This is a genomic window from Paraburkholderia sp. BR10937 (genome assembly GCF_040965695.1).
Taxonomy (GTDB): domain Bacteria; phylum Pseudomonadota; class Gammaproteobacteria; order Burkholderiales; family Burkholderiaceae; genus Paraburkholderia.
The window spans coordinates 77464-98220 of sequence record NZ_JBFRCL010000011.1; the positions used below are offsets into that span (position 1 = coordinate 77464).

The following is a 20757-nucleotide window of genomic DNA, read 5'->3' on the forward strand; positions in this document are numbered from 1 at the left end:
GCCGCGGTAATAACGATCGCACATCGCCGTAACTGGGTCGCTCGTCGCGAGTCGAGGCGATCCTGCCCGATATGCAGGAGTCCGAACATGAATGAAAGGTCACCGATTCAGGAGGGCCAGAGTCAGGCCCGCGTCGAAGCCGCTGCGTGCACGCGCATCGTGCCGCTCGTGCTGGCGGGCGGGTCTGGTACGCGTTTGTGGCCTGTTTCGCGCGAACATTTCCCTAAGCAGCTAATTGGTGTGGTGGGCAGCGATACGCTGCTGCAGGCCACCGTGCACCGGCTCGACGGCTTTTCGTCGGAGTGGGAGGTCGCGAGTTCGCCAATCGTCGTATGTGGTGAAGAACACCGCTTCGTGATCGTCGATCAGTTGCGTGCGTGCGGCATGGACGCGCGGCTCGTGGTCGAGCCGGCGCGGCGCGACACGGCGCCGGCGCTCACACTCGGCGCGGCGCTTGCGTGCGCGAACGGCGATGACGCGATTCTCATCGTGATGCCGTCGGACCATGCGATCACCGACCTGGACGCCCTGCAACGCGCGCTCGAATGCGCAGCGCGCCATGCGCAGCGCGGCGCGATCGTCACGCTGGGCGTGCCGCCGCGTTCGCCTGAAACGGGGTTTGGTTACATCCGCGTCGGCGAGGCGATTGCCGACGGCGCGCACCGTATCGACGGCTTCGTTGAAAAGCCCGCGCCCGAACTCGCGACGCAATACGTCACGCAGGGTGGCTACTGGTGGAACAGCGGCATCTTCGTGATGCGTGCGAGCGTCTGGCTCGATTCGCTGCGCGCGCTGCAGCCCGACATGCATGCAGCGTGCCTTGCCGCGTTCGTCGACGGCCAGCAAGACGGCCCCGTGTTCCGGCCGGCCGCGGACGCGTTCAAGCGCGCGCCGTCCGACTCGATCGATTACGCGGTCATGGAGCGGCTATCGGGCAGCAACGGCTGGACGCCCGAGGGCGTGGTGGTCGCGCTCGACGCGGGCTGGTCCGACCTGGGCTCGTGGGACGCCGTGTGGGCCGCGATGGAAAAGGACGAAGACGGCAACGTCGGACGCGGGCGTGTCGTGTTCGAAGGTGCGGTGGCGACGTATGCGCACTCCGACGGCAGGCTCGTGGCTTGCGTGGGTACATCGAACCTCGTGGTGGTCGAAACCGCCGATGCGGTGCTCGTCGCCGACCGCTCGAAAGTGCAGGACGTGAAGGGGCTCGTTGCGCGCATCAAGGCGGAGCGTGCCCCCGAGGCGGATTCGCATCGCAAGGTGCAGCGTCCGTGGGGCTTCTACGATTCGATCGATTCGGGCGAGCGCTTTCAGGTCAAGCGCATCGTCGTCACGCCGGGTGCGCGGCTCTCGCTGCAACTGCATCACCATCGCGCCGAGCACTGGACGGTTGTGCGCGGCACTGCACTCGTCACTCGTGGTGAGGAATCCTTTCTTATGACGGAAAACGAATCCACTTACATTCCGCTCGGTGTGCGCCACCGGCTGGAAAATCCGGGCAAGGTGCCGCTCGAAATCATCGAGGTGCAGTCGGGAGCGTATCTGGGAGAGGACGACATCGTCCGTCTCGACGATACGTACGGCCGCTGCGGTTGAGGGTAGCGGCACGGCCTGCAGGGAGAAAAAAAGGGAGAAAACATGCGCGAGCTACAAAATCTGATGGCGAGAGTGCTCGACGTATCTGCCGTAATGATCGGCGCCAGCGTGGCTTCGGAGATCCGCTTCGAAGATATCGTGCCGCGCGGCGTGAACGAAGCCTTTGTGCTGCTTTCAGCGGCCTTCGCGCTCGTGATCTTTCCGGCGTTCGAGCTTTACCAGTCGTGGCGCGGTCGCTCCAAGGCGCTGCTTGCGGGCCAGGTGTCGCTTGCCTGGCTCGTGGTGCAGGGCTGCGCGCTCATCTCGATGTATTCGACGATGCATCACGTCGACGTCGTCTCGCGCCTGTGGTTCGCCTACTGGACGGCCGTTGCGGGCGGCTTGCTCATCACCTGGCGCCTCCTCGCGCACGGCGTACTGTCGCATATGCGGCGCGCGGGCATGAATCTCCATCAGGTCGCCATTGCGGGTTCCGCTTCGCAGTGCGACGAGATTGTGCGGCGCATCGATGCGGAGCCAGGCTCTGGTTTTCGCGCGAGCGCGCTCTACAACACCATGCCGCAATCGGCACGGCCCGTGTCCGAGAAAGACGCGCCGGTGTGCGACACGATTGAGTCGTTCGCGCAGCACATCCGCGAGCACGACGTCCACGAGTTGTGGCTCGCCCTATCGCTTGCCGAGGAACGCACCGTGGTGCGGCTCGTGAGCGAGTTCCGCAACGACCTCGTGAACATCCGCTTCATCCCGGACGTGCGCTCGCTGGCCCTGTTCGACACCAGTACCGTGATCGAGCTGCTCGGCGTGCCCGCGATCAATCTCGTCGCCTCGCCGCTGCCCGCGAGCGCGCAGCTCAAGAAGGCGCTGTTCGACCGCGTGTTCGCAACGCTCGCGCTCGTGAGCCTCATGCCGCTGCTCATCGGCATTGCGATTGCGGTGAAGGTTTCCTCGCCGGGGCCGGTGCTGTTCAGGCAGCGCCGCAAGGGCGCAGACGGCCGCGTGTTCACGATCTACAAGTTCCGCACGATGCGCGAGCACAAGGAGGCGCCCGGCACGGTGAGCCAGGCGACGCGCCATGACCCGCGCGTGACGCGTCTCGGCGCGTTACTGCGCCGCACGAGCCTCGATGAATTGCCGCAGTTCTACAACGTGCTGCGCGGCGACATGTCGGTAGTCGGACCCCGCCCGCATGCGCTCGAGCACGACGATCTTTATCAGAGCGTGGTGAAGGGCTACATCCACCGCTATCGCATCAAGCCCGGCATTACCGGGTGGGCGCAGGTCAACGGATTTCGCGGCGAGACCGATCGCCTCGAAAAGATGGAAATGCGCGTAGCGCACGATCTGTATTACCTCGGCCATTGGTCGTTCTGGCTCGACATGCGCATCATCGCGGCCACGATCATTCATGGTCTGGTTGGTCGCAACGCGTATTGAGCGCTGCGGCGCATTCGAGCAAGCATCACCAGCAAGCAACACCAGGTTTCGGGAGAAGCAAGATGGCGATGAATTATGACGGCGCTTACTATGGCGCAGCAGGCGCCGACGAGCGATACCTTGGCGACTACCTGCAGACGATGGTGGCGAACTGGCGCGCCATCGCGATCGTGACGCTTGCCGTCACGCTGCTGGGCGCGGCCTATGCGTTCCTCGCGACGCCGACCTATCGGGCCGACGTGCTGTTCCACCTCGTCGACAAGGGCGACGCCAGCAAGAAGGAAAGCAGCCTGCCGCCGCTCACGGGCATGTTCGACGAGAAGTCGACCGCGAACGGCGTGATCGAAATGCTGAAGTCGCGCAACGTGACCGAGGAAACGGTGCGCAAGCTGCACCTCGATATTTCTGCGCGGCCGCGCGAAATGCCCGTGATCGGCGGCATGCTCTCGGGCATCCTGAGCGCGCCCTGGGCGCAGCATCTGCCCGGGTTCCTGCGGCCGTCCGGCTACGCTTGGGGCGACGGCGACATCAAGGTGTCGCGCTTCGATACGCCCGAAGCGATGTACGAGCGCGACTTCACGATCGTCGCCGGCGATGAGCCTGGCACCTTCACGCTGCGCGACCCCGACGGCATTCCGCTCCTGCAGGGCCGCGTCGGCGAGGACGTGAGCGCCAACACGTCGGTCGGGCCAATCGCGCTGCACGTCGACAGTTTGAGCGGGCCGCCGGGAACGCCTTTCCTGCTCACGCGCGCCTCGACGCTCACCACCGTCGACCGGCTGGAGAATTCGCTGCAGATCCAGGAAGTTGGCCTGCAGTCCGGCGTGATCCGCGCGAGCCTCGAGGGCCACAACAGCAAGACGACGGCCGCGATTCTCAACAACGTGGCGCACGAGTTCATCAAGCAGGACATCGCAAGCCGTTCGGCGGAAGCGGAACACATGCTCGCGTTCCTCGACGACCAGCTGCCGCAACTGCGCTCGCAGGTCGACGCGGCCGAGCAGAAGTACAACAAGTTCCGTAACGAGCACGGCACCGTCGATCTCGGCGAAGAAAGCCGGCTGCTGCTCCAGCAGGTGAGCGACAACAAGATCCGTCTCGAAGACCTGCGGCAGCAACGCGCGGAACTCGCGCAGCGTTTCACGGAGCATCACCCGGCCGTTCAGGCGCTCGACGCGCAGATCGGCACGCTGCAGGCGGCGCAGTCGCAGCTCACGCGTAACGTCGCGCAACTGCCGGACACGGAACAGTCGGCCGTGCGCCTGTTGCGTGACGTGCACGTGAGCACGGAGCTGTACACGAGCCTCCTGAACAGCGCGCAGCAATTGCGTGTGGCGCGTGCGGGCCAGGTGGGCGACGTGCGCGTGGTCGATTTCGCCGAAGCGCCGGACGATCCCGTGCGTCCGAAGAAGCTGCTCGTGATCGCGCTCGCGATCGGTGCGGGGCTCGTGCTGGGCGTGCTCGTCGCGTTCGTGCGCAAGTCGCTGTACGGCGGCGTGGAGCGTCCGGACGAGCTCGAAGCCGCGCTCGGCGTGCCGGTCTTCGCCGTGGTGCCGCGCAGCCCGCAGCAGCTGCGTCTGCAGCATCACGTGTCGTCGCGCCGGCGCGGACTGCACGTGCTCGCGCAGCAGAATCCGCAGGACGTTGCCGTGGAAGGCGTGCGCAGCCTGCGGACCTCGCTGCAGCTCACCCTCAACGACGCGCGCAACAACATCGTGATGCTCACGGGCTCGCGGCCCGACATCGGCAAATCGTTCCTCTCGGTCAATCTCTCCGCGCTGGTCGCCTCGGTGAACAAGCGCGTGCTGATCGTCGACGGCGACATGCGGCGCGGCGACGTGCACTCGCACTTCGGCATCGCGCACCAGCCGGGTCTGTCCGACGTGCTGCTCGGCGCCGATCTGGACCAGGCGATCCAGCACGAGGTGCTGCCCGGACTCGACGTGCTCGCCAAGGGCTCGCTGCATTCGCATCCGTCCGAGCTGCTGATGAGCCCGCGCTTCGAGTCGCTGCTCGAAGAACTGGGGGCGCGGTACGACCTCGTGATCGTCGACACGCCGCCGGTGCTCGCGGTGACCGACTCGACAGTGATCGGACGCTACGCGGGCACGACGCTGCTCGCGATCCGCCACGGCCGCCACCCGATTTCGGAGCTCGAGGAAACGGTCAAACGCCTGCGCATTGGCGGCGTGAATCTGCGTGGCGTGCTGCTCACCGACGTGCCGAAGACCGGCGCGTTCATCGGCGGCGGGTATCGCGGCGGTTACTACGGTTACGAAAGCATTGCAGGGTAGCAACAGGTTGACGGCCGGTTTTCGGGCCGCCCGTCGATGATGAAAACCACCGAATCCCATTTCGCGCACGCGAGGAGAGAACGATGGCAATGGCTCGTAAAGTTGCTTTGATTACCGGCATCACCGGTCAGGACGGTTCGTATCTGGCAGAACTGCTTTTGAACAAAGGCTATGAGGTGCACGGCATCAAGCGCCGCTCATCGCTCTTTAACACGGACCGCATCGATCACCTGTATCGCGATGCACACGACTCGGAGCCCGGCATCCACCTGCATCACGGCGAAATGACCGACACCACGGCGCTGTTGCGCGTGGTCCAGGAGATTTCGCCCGACGAAGTCTACAACCTCGCCGCGCAGAGCCACGTGGCCGTGTCGTTCGACGAGCCCGAGTACACCGCGAACGCGGACGGCCTCGGCACGCTGCGCATTCTGGAAGCGATCCGCATTCTCGGCCTCGCGAAGAAAACGCGCTTCTACCAGGCTTCGACGTCGGAACTGTACGGGCTCGTGCAGGAAGTGCCGCAACGCGAAACCACGCCGTTCTACCCGCGCAGCCCGTATGCGGTCGCGAAACTGTTCGCGTACTGGACCACGGTGAACTACCGCGAGGCCTACGGCATCTACGCGTGCAATGGCATTCTCTTCAACCACGAGTCGCCGCAGCGCGGCGAGACCTTCGTCACGCGCAAGATCACGCGTGCGATTGCCCGCATCGCGGTCGGGTTGCAGAAGGAGTTGTATCTCGGCAACCTCTCGGCCATGCGCGACTGGGGCCATGCGCGCGATTACGTCGACATGCAATGGCGCATGCTCCAGCAGGAGCAGCCCGAGGACTTCGTGATCGCAACCGGTGTGCAGTACAGCGTGCGCGACTTCGTGCGCGCGGCGGCGGCGGAGCTGGGCATTACGGTGCGTTTCGAAGGCAGCGGTGTCGATGAGGTCGGCATCGTCGACCACGTGGACTCGCGCGAGATGCGGCTCGAAGCCGGTCAGGTGATCCTGCGTGTCGACCCGCGCTACTTCCGCCCGGCCGAGGTCGAGACGCTGCTCGGCGACGCCTCCAAGGCGCAGGAGAAGCTGGGCTGGAAGCCGGCCACCTCGTTTCAGGCGCTCGTCAAGGAAATGGTGCGAGCCGACTATCAGGCCGCCCGGCGCGACGCGCTCGTCACGCTGGCCGGCTTCAAGGCTCTCGAACATCACGAGTGAGATGCCATGGACAAGACCTCCCGAATCTTCGTTGCCGGCCACCGCGGCATGGTGGGCTCAGCGCTCGTGCGCGCGTTGCAGGCGCACGGCTACCATAACCTCGTCACGCGTCCCCACGCGGAGCTCGACCTCACCGATCAGGCCGCGGTCGACGCCTTCTTCGGCGGCGAGCACATCGACGCGGTGCTGCTCGCGGCCGCGCGCGTGGGCGGCATCCTCGCGAATTCGACGCAGCCCGCACAGTTCGCCTGGGACAACCTGGCGATCGAGACCAACGTGATCCGGGCCTCGTACAACGCGGGCGTGCAGCGCCTCGTGTTCTTCGGCTCGTCGTGCATTTATCCGCGTGAATGCCCGCAGCCGATCCGCGAAACCTATCTGCTCACCTCGCCGCTCGAGCCGACCAACGAGGCCTACGCGATCGCGAAGATCGCGGGCCTGAAGCTCTGCGAAGCGTACAACCGACAGTACGGCACGCATTTCGTCTCGCTCATGCCGACCAACCTGTACGGCCCCAACGACAACTACGACCTCGGCAGCAGCCATGTGCTGCCCGCGCTGATCCGCAAGGCGCACGAGGCGCGCAGCAAAGGCCAGCGCACGCTGACCGTCTGGGGTTCGGGCAGGCCGCGCCGCGAGTTCCTGCACGTCGACGATCTTGCCGATGCGACGATCTTCGTGCTCGAGCACGAGACCGGCGATGGCGTGTACAACGTTGGCGTCGGCGAGGACCTGTCGATCCGCGACCTCGCGCAGCGCGTGTGCGACGTGGTGGGCTTCGAAGGCGAACTGGTATTCGATTCGACCAAGCCCGACGGCACGCCGCGCAAGCTGCTCGACGTGTCGCGCCTGGGCGATCTGGGCTGGCACGCGCACATCGGCCTCCAGGAGGGGCTCGCCCGCACCTACGACGATTTTCTGCAAACCCAGGCCGCGCCGGCGTACGAGGCGGGCATGCGGGTTTGACGTGGCCTGACGGGACCGATGGCGTTCGAAACGATCGGCTCAAAAGGACGAAAGGGAAGAGGCGTCTGGTTGGTGGTGGGCGTCGTGCGCGGACCGGATGCACGACGCCCGCTTTTTTTCGCTCGGCGCGCGAGACGATTAAAGGCGGCACACAGCAGTTCAGGGACGGAAGCGACGCAATGAGAATCCTGATTTACGGACTGAATTACGCGCCCGAAGTCACAGGCGTCGGCAAATACACAGCTGAAATGGCGGAGCTGCTCGCGGCGCACGGCCACGAGATGCGCGTGATCTGCGCGCCGCCTTATTACCCGCAATGGCGCGTGCATGATGGCTATCGCGCGGGGCGCTACCAACGCGAAACGTTGCGCGGCGTGGGTGTCTGGCGTGCGCCGCTGTGGGTGCCGACCCAGCAGGGCGGGCTCAAACGTATCGTGCATCTGGCGAGCTTCGCGCTCTCGTCGCTGCCGCTTCTCGCGCGGCTCGCGGCGTGGCGGCCTGAGGCCGTCATGCTGATCGTGCCGACGCTGTTCTGCGCGCCCGGCGCGCTCCTGCTCGCGCGGGCCGTTGGCGCGCGCAGCTGGCTGCATATTCAGGACTTCGAAATCGATGCGGCATTCGACCTTGGGCTGTTGCGCGGCGGCCAGGGGTCGCGTCTCGGGCGCGCGGCCCTCGCCGGCGAACGCTGGCTGCTGCGGCGCTTCGACGTCGTCTCGTCGATTTCGGCGCGCATGGTCGAGCGCGTCATCGACAAGGGCGTCGATGCCTCCCGCGCCGTGTGCCTGCCGAACTGGGTCGACACCGAGGCGATCTTCCCGCTGCCGTATCCGAGCGCGTTCCGGCGGCGCCTCGGCATCCCGCAGGACAACACTGTCGTGCTCTACTCGGGGAACATGGGAGCGAAGCAGGGCATCGAGATTCTCGCGGATGTCGCAACGGCGCTCGCCGCACGGCCCGATATCAGCTTCGTGTTCTGCGGCGACGGCGCGGCCAGGCGCGAGCTGATGGCGCGTTGCGAGCCGCTCTCGAACTGTCACGTGCTGCCGCTGCAGCCATCTTCGATGCTCAACGAGCTGCTGAACGTGGCCGATATTCACGTGCTACCGCAGCGCGCCGACGCCGCCGACCTCGTGATGCCCTCGAAGCTCACGGGCATGCTCGCGAGCGGGCGTGCGGTGGTCGCCATGGCGCGGCCCGGCACGAGTCTCTTCGACGTGGTCTCGGACCACGGAATCGTGGTGCCGCCCGAGGATGACGCCGCGCTCGCTGCGGCGATCGTCGATCTGGCCGGCGACCCCGCGCGCCGCGCCGCGCTTGGCCGTGCCGCGCGGCGCTACGCGAAGCGCATGCTGTCACCGCGGGCGATCTTCGACGTGCTCGAAGCGAGGCTTGCCGGGCTAGCGGGTGAGGTTGCCGGGCCGGCGGGCCAGACGCAGGTCGAGCCGCAAACCGCGGCAAGTGGCGCTGCTTCGGCGCAGCAAGGTGGGGGTCAATCCGCGGGTCAGAATCAATCTGCGCGTCAGGCGGGCAAAGGCGGATCGACGTTGCCGGAGGTCGAGCAGTCCGATGTATGAGCGCCAGCGCCCAGGGCCGCGATCGTGGCCTTGGGCTGTCCCGGACCGCTAGCGCAGCTTACCAGGGCGACTTGTAGAGTTCTGAGTTTGGCTGGTCCGGCGACCCGTACGGGCTGCCATACGGATTGCCGTAGACCTGTGCAGTTGGCGAGGTTTGGCTGGCGCCGTAGTCATAGGCGGCCGTCGAGCGGCTTCCCTTCGCACCGCCGCTCCCGCCCCCGCCGGTGCTCCTCGCCACCGCATTGCCGGCGCGCGACATGCCGTTCGCGCCGATCCTGCTATGGTTCGCGGCGCCCCTGCCGCCTGCGCTCGAAGCGCTGCTTCTGTCACCCCTGCCGCCGTTGGCGCTCGCCGCGCTCGCGGCGTAATCCCCCGGCGTCACGACATGCATGTGCTTTTCGTTCGTGAGCGCGTCTCGCGCGTCGTCTGGCGACGCGCCGTTGCTGCTGTACGGGGTCACGCTGTACGGGTTGTCCGAACTGCCCGGACCGCCGAGCAGGCGCTGTTCGTCTTGTTGCTGGCGCTGCACGGCGCTGGTATGCGTGTCGCCCTGGCTGCCCTGGCTACCTTGGTCACTCGCGGCAGCGGGGGAGCCACCGGCGCCGGCGCCGTACGGGCCATTCTGCGCAAACACCGCGCACGGCCACGCGGCACACGCGGCCTGCAGCGCGGCGGCGAGTACATAAGGCGCAAATCGATGATGAGAAAAACTGGACATGGCATTGATCCCGCGCGCCGCGAACGATGCGGCGTCAAGCCTTCATGTTGCCTACCGCGCGTCGCGCCGCTGCGCCAAAACCCCTGCCGTGTCGGCCACGCGTGCGAGGCGATGCGGTGGCCGCCCGATAATGACATCGTGGCTTGATGCGTCCCGTTATGCGGGCCGCCAGGCTCGCAACCGCAGGAAGCCAACAGGAACCGACCCGGATGGGCAAGGAGCGTTCATGACGGAAGCGGTCGAAGGTTTAGGGACCCGCAAAGGGAGCGTCGGCGCGGCTGGGCGCAGGGAGGGAGCGCGCGAAGCGCCGCCCGCAGGCGTCGTGCCGCCACACGCCGCAAACGACGCACGCGCTGCGGAAATCCGCGTGATCGATTTGAGTCGTGCTGGAAAAGGCAACTTCGTCGCGCGCCGGGGCAAGCTCGTGCAGGCCGCGTGGTATCTGGTCGAGGCCTGCGTGCTCGACAATCGTCTGCTGCCGCTCTCCGCGCTGCGCGTGGGCCTGCTGCGCCTGTTCGGCGCGAAGGTCGGGCAGGGCTGCCGCCTCGTCCATCCCATGCGCGTGAAGGCGCCGTGGAATCTGGAAATGGGCGACAACTGCTGGATCGGCGTGGACGTCTGGATCTACAACCAGGCGCCCATCCGCATCGGCTCGAACGTCTGCCTGTCGCAGGGGGCGTTTCTCAGCGCCGGCTCGCACGACATGCGCACGAACATGGACCTGCACGTCGCGCCGATCGTGATCGAGGACGGCGCGTGGGTCTCGTCGAAATGCGTGGTACAGATGGGCGTGACGATCGGGCGCTCGGCAGTCGTCACGCCGCTCTCGGTCGTGCATCGCTCGCTGGAAGCCGGCGGCGTGTATGGCGGCAATCCGTGCCGCTTTATCCGCTGGCGTTTCGAGGAAGGCCAGCCGCCCAAGGCATAAGGGCGGCGCGAGGCCGGCTCGTTTCAGGCAGGGTCATTCAACACATGAGCAGGCCCGCAGGCCTGCTCATGCTCATGCGAACCCCACCGGCTAGTACCCGCCGTAACCCACCGCCCGGCCCGCCGCGGCCGCCTGCGTACTCGGCAGGATCAGGTTGATGACGCGGCTCCACTTCACGAGCGCCGACGCATCGACGAACACGACGTCGTTCGGCTGCAACTCGAACTCGTCGGCCGTGGCCATGGCTTCCGGCGACGACGCGTCAAGGTGGAAGACCTGACGGTGTCCCTCCTTCTGCCCACGCACCACGTAGACTTGCGAGGCGTCGCCCGAACCCTGGCTGACGCCGCCTGCGTTGCCAAGCGCGTCGTTCAGCGAGAGATGGCCGTTATCGAACGGCAAAGGCCCAGGGTGTCCGACTTCGCCCAGCACGAACACGCGGCTTTCGTTCGCCGAATACACGCGCACGAGGTCGCCGTTCTGCAGCAGGATCTTGTCCGGGTTCACGCCCTTCTTGATCATGTCGGGAATGTTCACCAAGGTCGTCTTGTCGCCGCGCGTGACGCTAACCCGCGAGCGGTCGCCGTTCGCCGTGAAGCCGCCCGCGCGGTTGATCGCCTCGGGCAGCGACATCGTCATGTCGTTGAGCACCATGAGCCCGGGCGTGCGCACTTCGCCGTCCACGTACACGCGCCGGCTGCGGTACGACTCGATGCGCAGCGTGACCTGCGGCTTGTTCAGGTAGTAGGCGAGCTTCTTCGACACGAGGTCGCGGGCTTGCATCTCGGTGAGCCCCGCCACGTGGATCGGACCCACGTACGCCACCTGGATCGCGCCCGACGAGTCGACGGTATAGCCCGACTGTACCTGGCTCGCGCTCTGGTCCTGCTGCCCGTTGCCACCGCCGCCGCCGTTCGTCGGCAGGTTCATCTCGGGGTGGTCCCACACGACGATGCTGAGCACGTCGCCGGGCCCGAGCGTGTAGGGCTTGGGCGTGCCGAACAGCGTCTCGACGTTCGCCGGGACAGTCGTCGGTCTCGATGCGGCTTCCTTCGCGACCAGCTCGTTGTTGATCTCGATGAGCGCGCCTGGCGGCGGTTGATCCCCGTTGCCGCTCGTGCGCGCGGCGCCGGTCGCGGCCTTCGCCTGGGTGACGCTCGACGGCGCCTGCATCCCTGGCGAGAGCCCACAGCCCGCAAGCAGGGCCGCAGTCGTCACCATGATCGCCATCGCCGCGAGGGCCGCCCGTGTGCGGCCCGCCGATAATCTGCGCAAACTGCGCGCAGGCTGATTCACAGGCTGCGTCGCGGTTACGTCGACGGCTTCGCCGCCCGAACAATCAGGTCTGCTGTTTAACATAGTGTCGCCCCCTTACTAACAGGATTCGCACATCGCCACGAAAGTGCAACGCGGGCTCATCGTTCGACTCGTTATGACGCTTCAGCTGCGTTGCTTCGTCACCCCTGCCAATCCCTACCATTTCCGCCATCTGAATCTGATGCCGCCTTTTTTCGCTTATTCAGCCTGCTCCGCGGGCTCGCCCGGCGCCATCGCGCTCATCGGGCGCCCTCGGCGAAATCGCGCGCCAGCGTACAAAGGATGTTCCTGCAACAAGCCGAGCAGCGAGCGCACCATGCCGTCCATCGCGAAGCGCGCGTCGAACGTGCGCCGCGCCTGAACACGCATCGCGTCGCGCGCGCGCTCGTCGAGTGCCCGCCATGAGGCGAAGTTGCGCTGCGTGCCGGCGACCGTGTCGGGCGCAACGAACCCCGCGCCGTCCTCGTCGATCTCGCGCCAGACGCCCACCTTGTCCGAGACCAGTGCAGGCAGCCCGCACGCCAGCGCCTCCGCCACGGAAACGCCGAAGTTCTCCTGGTGCGACGGCAGCACGAACACGTCGCTAGCAAAAAACGCGCCCCACTTCAGGTTGCCCTGCAGCATGCCCGGCCAGCTGATGCGGTGCGCAATGCCGTGCGACTGCGCGATCGCCTGCAGCGCGGGTTGCCAGTTGCCCTTGTCGGGCCCCGCAACCAGCAGATGCGCATCCGGCGTTTCGCGCGCATGCTCGGCGAACGCGTGAACCAGCACGTCGCAACCTTTTTTCGGGTGCAGACGGCCGAGAAACAGCACGATGCGCTTGTTGCGCAAATGCGGCGACTCCTGCAGGAAGGCTTCGCGCAATGTATCCGGGTCCTCGTTGGGCGCATTGGTGCCAAACGGCACGACGCGCTCATTGGCGCGGTACAGCCAGAACGATTCGCGCGCAAGCAGGCGTTCTTCGTCGGTCGTGAAGATCACGGCGGAGGCGTCGCGCAGCACGCGGAAATCGGCCCATGGCCAGTACGCCCACTTCTTCAGATGCTTGAGCGGATAGGTGGCCTTGAACCACGGATCGAGCATGCCGTGTGTATACACGTAATACGGGAGCTGGGCGTGGCGCAGCGCGCGCCACGCGCCGAAGCCGTGGTATTGCCAGAGCCCGTGCACGATCGCCGCGTCGAAGCGCGTCGCGTTCGCGCGCAGCCACGACACGTAGCCGGGGCAGTATCCGTAGTGCCCGCGGCCCGGCCCCAGTGCGTGCAGCGGGAGCGGAAATTCGCGCACGTAAGGCGCGTCGATCGGGTCGAGCGACGCCACTTCGATCTGGTGATCGAGCGCCGTCATCGCGAGGCCGCTCTGGCGAACGCCCTCAATCGGGCCGCCCGAACGGGGGTCGACCGTGGAAACGAGGTGCAGGATTTTCATCGGGGCTCCGGAGTCGCATACGTGTTGAGCGGCACCGGCGCCGCCGCGGGCGCCGTGGGTCGGAAGGCGGGCTCGCGCCCGTAGGACGGGTGCAGGCGCTGGCGCTTGCGTTGCAGGTCGATGCGGTAATGAAGCTGCGAATACAGCGCGACGATCAGCCCGAGCGCGAGGCCGTACACGAGGCCCGAGAAACGCGTACCGAGCGGATTGCCGCCGATCGACGCGCCCGGCAGCGCGGCGAGCACGAGCAGCGCCATGCTGAGCGGCATGAGCATCGGGTGACGCGGCGCGATGCGGCGCCAGCGTCTGAATGCGCGGCCCGCGACGATGAGCGCGACGATCACCGCAACCGGCATGCAGCCTCCGAACACAATCCCTTCGGCGTAGAGCTGGTAGACCCAGAAGTTGTGGCCCGCCACCCAGTCGCTGGTGTTGAAGTAATCGTCCTTGCTGAAGGTCTGGTTCACATACTGGAAGTAAATGGGCGAGTAGCGGTAGAGGTGGCCATAACCCTTGCCGAACAGCACCGATTCCACCGATTCGGTGACCTGGTCGTACTGGTCGCGCATCTCCGCAATACGCGTGACCGTGGTCGGATCGCGGTCGGACTCCGCGTTCTGCGCGGCCGTCACGCGCTGCGTCCAGTGTTCGGTGATGGACGGGAAAAGCCAGGCCGTTCCCACGCCCAGCGCGACCACGAACGAAAGCGCGATGCCCGTGCGGAAAAACGATTTGATCAGATGGCTGAGCGACGGCGAGGCGAGCCACGCCGCAAACATGGCGAGCAGGATGGTCGCAATCAGCAGGCTACGCGTGACGCTCAGCAATTCGACCACGAGCGTGGCGAGGAACACGAGTACCATCGTCATGTTGAAGCGCCGGGCGACGATGAACTGGTGCAACAGCATGGCCTGCAGCGCGAGCATGGTCGGCGAGACGATGCGAAAACGAATGTCGGCGAGCGGCCCGCCGACGGCCAGCAAGCCGAAAAAGAATGTGAACACGAGGCCCAGCACCATCGCGTAATAGAGCGCGCGCTGCATCTGCAGGACGCGAATGATGTGCCACGGGCGGCACATGGCCCAGTAACCGAGCGCGAACAGCAGGAATGGCAGCATCACGCGCAGGTACTGGCCGACCGGATTGTGCTGCAGCATTTGCGCAATGAGACTGCCGACGAGGCTCGCCACGATCGCGCCCGTCACGAACGAGCGCAGCCGCGTCCGGCGCGCAAAGCGCGGGCCGATCATCGCGAGAATGAGCGCGCCTGCCAGGGCCGGAATCACGGCCAGCCATTGCGCGCTGTGGCCGAACTGGGAGTCCGGTGCCTTATAGTCGAAAGCGAGAGGCACGAGGCACACCCAGAGCCAGAGTGCAGCATGTTTGTTTCGCATCGGCGTTTCTCCCGGTGCGGTGCATAGGGTCGCATACGGTGCGCAAATTACATGCGCGCCGCACGCGTTGGCTCGACTCAATATAAAACGCCGCAAGCGGCTTGCGCATGCGCGTGGCGGGAAGCGGCAGGGTTGTGGCGGCAGGAAAAAAATTCTGATTCGACGTGTGGTTTCGCCCACACACCTGGCCGACAAGGGAGGGAACTTGGCGCACGCTGCACGGCGCCTGTGTCCATGATGGGGTCGGCAGGAGTAAGTTTTTCATCGTCTGCCTTGCGTAAGAATCCGGCATGGACGTAGCGAGGGAAAGGTCATGAAGCTGCTACACGGAGTGCGACTGTCGACGAAAGGGCGTTCCGTCGAGCTCGACTTCGTGCGTGGCATCGCGATCTTCGTCGTGATGGGCTATCACTTCCACACGGTGCGCACGGGCCATCCCTGGGTGAGCGTGCTCGAGTACCCGCTGAAAAGCTTCGGCCACGAAGGCGTGAATCTATTCTTCACACTAAGCGGCTTCCTGGTGGGCGGGCTGTTGTTGCGCCAATATTCGCAAACAGGCCGCATCGGCGCGCGCCGCTTCATCGTGCGGCGGATCTTCAAGATCTGGCCCGCGTACTACGCACTGATTTTCTTTCACCTGCTTGCCGGCCGCCATCGCCCCGATACGTTCCTCTGGCAGAACCTCACGCACATGCAGAATTACTTCGGCACCGCCATCGCGCAAACGTGGAGCCTCGCTGTCGAAGAGCACTTCTATCTGTTCCTGCCCGCTCTGCTGATCCTGCTCGCGCATTTCCGGCTGCGCGCGAATGCGCTGATCGCCGTGATGGCCAGCCTCTGCGTGGTCGTCCTGAGCGCGCGTTGCATCGCGGTATCGCACGGCGACCTCGTCGGGGCGTTCAACTACACGCAGTACCGCATGGACAGCCTGCTCATCGGCGTCATCCTCGCGACCGTCTACTGGATGAAGCCCGAACTCTGGAGCATGCTCGTCGCGAAGAAGCGCTGGCTGCTCGGCGTGGTGGGGCTGCTCCTCGCCTGGCTCATCTTCGCGACGCCGGACGCCGCGCTGGACGAGAGCGTTGGCTACACGATCCAGGCCCTCGGCTTTTGCGCGCTCATCATGCTCGTGCTCGAACACTCGGGCAGATTGCGCACGACGTGGGTGTATCGCGGGCTCGCCTGGCTGGGCGTGTATTCGTACGGGATCTACCTCTGGCATTCGCTCGCGCTCGCGCCCGGCGACTATCTGATCCATAAGGCAAGCGCACTCGGTGTGCCGCCGCTCGCCGCCTGGCCCGTCGTGATCGTCGCGCAGTTTTTCATCGCTTCGGTGCTGGGCTATCTCACCACGCGCGCCGTCGAGTTCCCGTTCCTGCGCCTGCGCGACGCGATGTTCCCAGACATGCGCGGAGCCGTTCCTGCCGAGCGACCCAACACGGCCGCCGCCGACAACAAGGTCGAAGGCGTTGCGTGATTCTATGCGTGAACCTGTGTGACAGGATCTGATTCGGTTTGCTCAATATTGAATGACGTTTTTGCGAGCGCTCATGCCATCGCGGCCTGCAGCGTGCGCTTGAACTGTTCGAGCGTGTTGCACGAAAGGAGGTGTTCGCCCGTGGGCTGAACGGCGTTCGCGCCCGCGCGCCAACGCTCGGCGAGCACATCGAGCGCATGCGCGATCGTGGCGGGCTCGAGGTCGTCGAGCAGGGGGCCAAGCGCGCCGTCGCGGCAATACCAGCCGATCAGCCCATCGGCGCTGGCCACCACGGGCTTGCCGAAGCGGTACGCCTGCACGAGCACGCCGCTCATGCCGTAGTGCTGTTTGTAGCCGAGCCACACGGCGTCGCAGGCGGAAAAGAGTTCGCGCTCCATCTCGTCGGAGATGAACTGGTTGAAGATCACCGGCGCGCTTGCGAGTTTCGGCGCGTGGGCATCGATGAACGCGCGCGTTTCATCGTCCTGCTGGCCCGCGATCACGAGGCACGGCGCGTCGGGCCTGTGCTCGAGCGCGAGCATCAGTTCGCGAATGCCCTTGCGTTCGCCGATCGCGCCGTACACGAGCAGATAGTGCGTATGCGCGTCGAGCTTCAGTTGCCCGCGCGCGAACACGGGGTCCATGCCTTCGATTTCCGGAAACGGGTCGGCGATATAGCTGAGCGGTGCTGCGCGCCGGGGCTTCGTGGTCGCGAACCACTCGGGCAGCGTCGGGTCGATCGTGAAGAGTTCGCGCAGCCCGCGCGAGCGCATGGCGCGGCGAAACAGCGCCGACTTGGCCAGATCGACGAAGCGCCGTCGCGGCGTGCGCAAGCCGATGCGCGCCTGATGAAACGTCATACCCATGACGATCGCGATCCACGGCGTCTCGCCGAATGGCGAGTCGAACCCCGCGAGCGTGTAGAAGAAGTAGTCGGCGTAGGGCGCGATGACGAGCCGCACGTGCATCGTTTTGCTCACCTCACGCAACGCGCGCGCATAGAAGTTGCGAAAGCGCATGTACACGCTTGCGACGAAATGCGGGCCGGGCGGAACGGTGTGCAGGTCGAGCAGCACCAGGTGCAGATCGGGCCGCGCATCGCGCACGATGCGCTGCGCGAGCGGATGGTCCGCGTACCCGGTATCGGTGATGACGAGGCAGCGGTGCCCGGCTTCCACGCACGCCTGCGCGATCCACTCGACGTAGCGCCAGCGATGGCCCGTGAAGTTCGGCTCGATGATGGCGATCCAGTCGCCGCTGACCGATGCGCGCGCGCCGGGAGGCTCGGACGTCACGAGTGTGTCGGCCTCGACGTCGCACAGGGCGGCGGAGTCCTGGCTGTTAGGAGCGGCATTGCGATATCTGGCGATCGACACGTTTTCCATGCGGGAGGCCCGATGAGCATTATTACGAACAAAATAGCAGTGGTGCGCAAGCGGCATGCGCCAGATTGCGGGGCAGGGTGGCCGAAAAAGCCTGGGGATATGCCGATCACTTGAAAATTCGCGAATCGGCGCCGCGTGGAAGTCCTACGTAAGCCCGCTATACGGGCAATCGCCCCGCGCTGCGTGCCCGTCTGATTCCACCTGGTAGATGGCGCGTCGTGGATGCCGCTGCGCGGTAAGGTCCAGAACGGGTGACGAAAACGCGTTCCCAACATGCTTGAAGGGAACCGGGAAAAGGGGCGAACGCTCCCACTCAGGGATCGACAACAGGAGAGGCATTTTGCGCGTGATGCGGCTGCCAGCCATACCGATCAAGGCCGGCTTCGGACCCGGCGCGGCGACCTGGGTGTTGCTGCAGCAGGTCGCCGTGCGCGGCCTCGTGGCCGTCAAGTTCCTCGTGATCGGGCGCATTCTCGGGCCGTCCGCAATCGGTCTCGCGAGCGTCGCGCTGCTCGCGGTCGCGATTGCCGAAGCGCTCTCCGATACCGGCCTCGCGCAAGCCGTCATACAGGGACAGTCGCCGCCGACGCGCGCAGAAGCCGGCGCCGTCTGGACCACGCTCGCCACGCGGGGCCTGCTGATCGGTCTGCTGCTCGTCGCGAGCGCGCCGCTCATGGACGCGCAGTTCCACCTGGGCGGCGCGATCGGCCTCGTGCAACTCGCCGCGCTGCTGCCGCTCCTGCGCGGGCTCGCCTCGCCCGCGTATTTCATCACGCAGCGCGAGCGCCACTTCCAGCATATTGCGGCGATCGAAATCTCGTCCGCGTGTCTCGACTGCGCCTTCGGCATCGGGCTCGCACTGGCGGGGGCGGGTCCGTACTCGCTCCTGCTTGGCATGATGATCGGCGAGACCTTCAAGAGCGTCGTCACGTGGATCGCGCTGTCGCCGCGTCCGCCGATCCGGCTGCGCTGGTCGGGCATCGGCCATTACGTGGGCTTCAGCCGCTGGATCTGGGCGAGCAGCGTGATCATTCTCATCACCAACCAGTTCGACAAGGTGGTGGTGGGCAAGCTGCTCGGGCCGACGCAACTGGGCGCCTGGCAGATGTCCTCGAAGCTCGCGCAAATGCTGCTCGCCGACGCCGCGCTCGCCCTCTCGCAGTATCTGTTTCCGACCTTCGCCGCGCATCATCGTGGCGGGCCGCAATCGGCCGCGCGGCTGTTTCGTCTCTATCTCATGGTCGCCGTGGCGGGGCTGGCATGCGTGGTGATCGTGCTGCGCTTCGCCGCCGAGCCGCTCTTTTCGCTCGTGCTCGGCGCCGCGTGGCTGTCGGCCGTGCCGCTCTTTCGCATCTTCGTCATCAACATGGCGATCAGCGCACTGAACTCGGTGCTCGCCTCGTATCTGCGCGCGGTTGGCGACGCGCGCGCCGTCACGGTGGCGTCGCTGCTCCAGGTCGTGGCGCTTGTCCTGGCCGTGCCACCTTCGTTGCACATGTGGGGTGTGACGGGCGTGGCATGGTCGATGACCTTCGGGCTGTCCTCGTGCGCGGCATGGATGTTGTATCGCGTGTCGCGGCAGAAATAAACCGGAGCGTGATGGGATTCAAGCGGGGATTGAAGCGGAGACTCAAGCGGGCATTCAGGCGCGCAGCGCCGCTTCGACGATCTCGGCGAGCTGATGTCCGAGCGTAGGCGAGTTGAGCTGGGCGTACACCGCATGCGCGGTGGCCGCGGCTGCGCGCATTTCGTCGGGCGGCATGGACCAGATGCGCCGCAACGTGGCGGCGAGCGCCTCTGTGCCGCCGTCGCGCGCGAAGAAAAAGCCGCTGCGGCCGTCCTCGACGTAGCCCGGCTCCGGGCCCATGTGCAGCGGCAGCCGGTCGTGCACGATGGGCGGCAAGCTCAATGCGAACATGTGCACGACGCTCAAGCCCGCCGAGCCCGGATAGCAGCCCACGCGGCAGCGCCGGCTGATGGTCGCGATGGCGTCGTCGTCGAACACCGCGCCATACCAGACCACGTAGCTGCGATCGCTGTACTTGCGCTTCAGGCGCTCGCCGTGCTCGCCGTCGCCGATCACGTGGAGCGTGATGTCGTTGCCTTCGGCATGAAGCTGGCCGACCACGTCGATGAGCGGTTCGATCTCCGACCCTTCGCGCAGCCTGCCGATGAAGAGGACGCCGCTCTCGGCGCCCGTCTTGGTGGCGGGCTCCACGCCGCACGAGACCGTGAGGGCGTTGTTCGCGACGACGAGCTTCGCGAGCGGGCAACCGATGGCGACGAGCGAGCGCCGCGAAGCCTCGGTATAGCAGACGTAGCGTACAGCGAGCGCGACCGCGAGCCGGTAGCAGACCGTGCGCACGAACCCCGCGCTCTCGTGCCGGTAGAGCCCCTGGCCGTGAATCAGTACGGGCACGCGCATCACGCGTCCCGCCAGGAGCGCGAGCCACAGCGACAGATAGCGAACGTCTGCAAAGATCAGGACTGCATCGGGACGTTCGAAAACGATGCGGCTCAGCACACGGCTTTGCATGCGAATACGCCGCGAGGGCACGCCCGCGAAACTGGCGATATGCGTTTCGACGAATTCGTCGCACGCGGGCTTCTCGCGCGAAAAGCCGTTGGCCTCCACGCCCTCGGAGCACGCGAACACCTTGACGGAGAAAAGACGGTTGAGCGACTCGATGACTTCGATGCGATAGCGCGCGATCAATGGCTGCACGTAGAAGACTACCGGGCGTTTGAGCCGCGCGCCGGATTCGCTTTCGCAAACCGTTGTCCCGGAAGCGAGGATCTCGTGTTCCACTGGCTGTCTCCGACGTGTCGACGCAGTCATGTTGAGAGGATCTTTCCGGTGGGGTGGGTTAGTCGGTCATATTTGCGCGAATCTCTTTTAGCTGTTGTAGGCGAGTCTTATCAAAAGAGGAATCCGAAAATTGCTATTGGACGAATTTACCGGAGGGGGCTGCGCTATGGGTGATGCGTAATCGATAAATGCGCAGAAAAAGTGCAATAAATGCGGATTTAATTAACGA

The 20757-nt window shown here is 65.6% G+C and carries 15 protein-coding genes; 9 read left to right on the forward strand and 6 right to left on the reverse strand.

Features of this window, described 5'->3' with window-relative positions; translation table 11 throughout:
* Positions 1-87: 87 nt before the first annotated feature.
* The 6 genes from AB4Y44_RS11765 to AB4Y44_RS11790 all read left to right on the forward strand — a co-directional run bounded on the left by AB4Y44_RS11765 (position 88) and on the right by AB4Y44_RS11790 (position 9072).
* The gene (locus AB4Y44_RS11765) at positions 88-1596 is read left to right on the forward strand and encodes a mannose-1-phosphate guanylyltransferase/mannose-6-phosphate isomerase (RefSeq protein ID WP_342919321.1); all 1509 of its coding nucleotides are present in this window, start codon (positions 88-90) and stop codon (positions 1594-1596) included.
* Positions 1597-1638: 42 nt separating this feature from the next.
* Positions 1639-3030 carry an undecaprenyl-phosphate glucose phosphotransferase gene (locus tag AB4Y44_RS11770; protein WP_368699616.1) on the forward strand — a complete coding sequence of 464 codons (1392 nt, stop codon included), beginning with the start codon at positions 1639-1641 and terminating at the stop codon, positions 3028-3030.
* Positions 3031-3092: 62 nt separating this feature from the next.
* Positions 3093-5324 carry a polysaccharide biosynthesis tyrosine autokinase gene (locus AB4Y44_RS11775; RefSeq protein WP_368699617.1) on the forward strand — a complete coding sequence of 744 codons (2232 nt, stop codon included), beginning with the start codon at positions 3093-3095 and terminating at the stop codon, positions 5322-5324.
* Between the two features lie 89 nt (positions 5325-5413).
* The gene (gene gmd / locus AB4Y44_RS11780; RefSeq protein WP_069267834.1) at positions 5414-6532 is read left to right on the forward strand and encodes a GDP-mannose 4,6-dehydratase; all 1119 of its coding nucleotides are present in this window, start codon (positions 5414-5416) and stop codon (positions 6530-6532) included.
* Positions 6533-6538: 6 nt separating this feature from the next.
* A complete protein-coding gene (locus tag AB4Y44_RS11785; protein WP_368699618.1) occupies positions 6539-7498 on the forward strand; it encodes a GDP-L-fucose synthase family protein in 960 nt (319 codons plus the stop codon).
* A 179-nt stretch (positions 7499-7677) separates the two neighbouring features.
* Positions 7678-9072: a glycosyltransferase WbuB gene (locus AB4Y44_RS11790; protein ID WP_368699619.1), complete on the forward strand. Its 1395-nt coding sequence runs from the start codon at positions 7678-7680 to the stop codon at positions 9070-9072.
* Positions 9073-9130: 58 nt separating this feature from the next.
* Here the strand turns inward: AB4Y44_RS11790 and AB4Y44_RS11795 are convergent, their stop codons facing one another.
* Positions 9131-9790 carry a hypothetical protein gene (locus AB4Y44_RS11795; RefSeq protein ID WP_368699620.1) on the reverse strand — a complete coding sequence of 220 codons (660 nt, stop codon included), beginning with the start codon at positions 9788-9790 and terminating at the stop codon, positions 9131-9133.
* 226 nt (positions 9791-10016) lie between these two features.
* On the opposite strand from AB4Y44_RS11795, the gene AB4Y44_RS11800 reads away from it, so the two are divergent.
* The gene (locus tag AB4Y44_RS11800; RefSeq protein ID WP_368699621.1) at positions 10017-10718 is read left to right on the forward strand and encodes a putative colanic acid biosynthesis acetyltransferase; all 702 of its coding nucleotides are present in this window, start codon (positions 10017-10019) and stop codon (positions 10716-10718) included.
* 90 nt (positions 10719-10808) lie between these two features.
* Here AB4Y44_RS11800 and AB4Y44_RS11805 read toward each other — a convergent pair whose 3' ends face one another.
* The 3 genes from AB4Y44_RS11805 to AB4Y44_RS11815 all read right to left on the reverse strand — a co-directional run bounded on the left by AB4Y44_RS11805 (position 10809) and on the right by AB4Y44_RS11815 (position 14857).
* Positions 10809-11948 (reverse strand): polysaccharide biosynthesis/export family protein, encoded by a 1140-nt coding sequence (locus tag AB4Y44_RS11805; RefSeq protein ID WP_368699622.1) that lies wholly within the window; start codon positions 11946-11948, stop codon positions 10809-10811.
* A gap of 285 nt (positions 11949-12233) precedes the next feature.
* A complete protein-coding gene (locus tag AB4Y44_RS11810; protein WP_342919313.1) occupies positions 12234-13463 on the reverse strand; it encodes a glycosyltransferase in 1230 nt (409 codons plus the stop codon).
* A complete protein-coding gene (locus AB4Y44_RS11815) occupies positions 13460-14857 on the reverse strand; it encodes a hypothetical protein (protein ID WP_368699623.1) in 1398 nt (465 codons plus the stop codon). Before AB4Y44_RS11815 ends, AB4Y44_RS11810 begins: the two co-directional genes overlap by 4 nt.
* Positions 14858-15170: 313 nt before the next feature.
* Between AB4Y44_RS11815 and AB4Y44_RS11820 the strand changes: the two genes are divergently transcribed.
* Entirely contained in the window at positions 15171-16334 is a 1164-nt protein-coding gene (locus AB4Y44_RS11820) for an acyltransferase family protein (protein WP_368699624.1), read from the forward strand.
* A gap of 71 nt (positions 16335-16405) precedes the next feature.
* Here AB4Y44_RS11820 and AB4Y44_RS11825 read toward each other — a convergent pair whose 3' ends face one another.
* Complete coding sequence (locus AB4Y44_RS11825) at positions 16406-17710, reverse strand: glycosyltransferase (protein ID WP_368699625.1); 1305 nt, start codon at positions 17708-17710, stop codon at positions 16406-16408.
* A gap of 349 nt (positions 17711-18059) precedes the next feature.
* Between AB4Y44_RS11825 and AB4Y44_RS11830 the strand changes: the two genes are divergently transcribed.
* The gene (locus AB4Y44_RS11830) at positions 18060-19307 is read left to right on the forward strand and encodes an oligosaccharide flippase family protein (RefSeq protein ID WP_368699626.1); all 1248 of its coding nucleotides are present in this window, start codon (positions 18060-18062) and stop codon (positions 19305-19307) included.
* 54 nt (positions 19308-19361) lie between these two features.
* Here the strand turns inward: AB4Y44_RS11830 and AB4Y44_RS11835 are convergent, their stop codons facing one another.
* On the reverse strand, positions 19362-20528 hold the full coding sequence (locus tag AB4Y44_RS11835) for a glycosyltransferase (RefSeq protein WP_368699627.1): 1167 nt from the start codon (positions 20526-20528) through the stop codon (positions 19362-19364).
* Positions 20529-20757 lie beyond the last annotated feature (229 nt).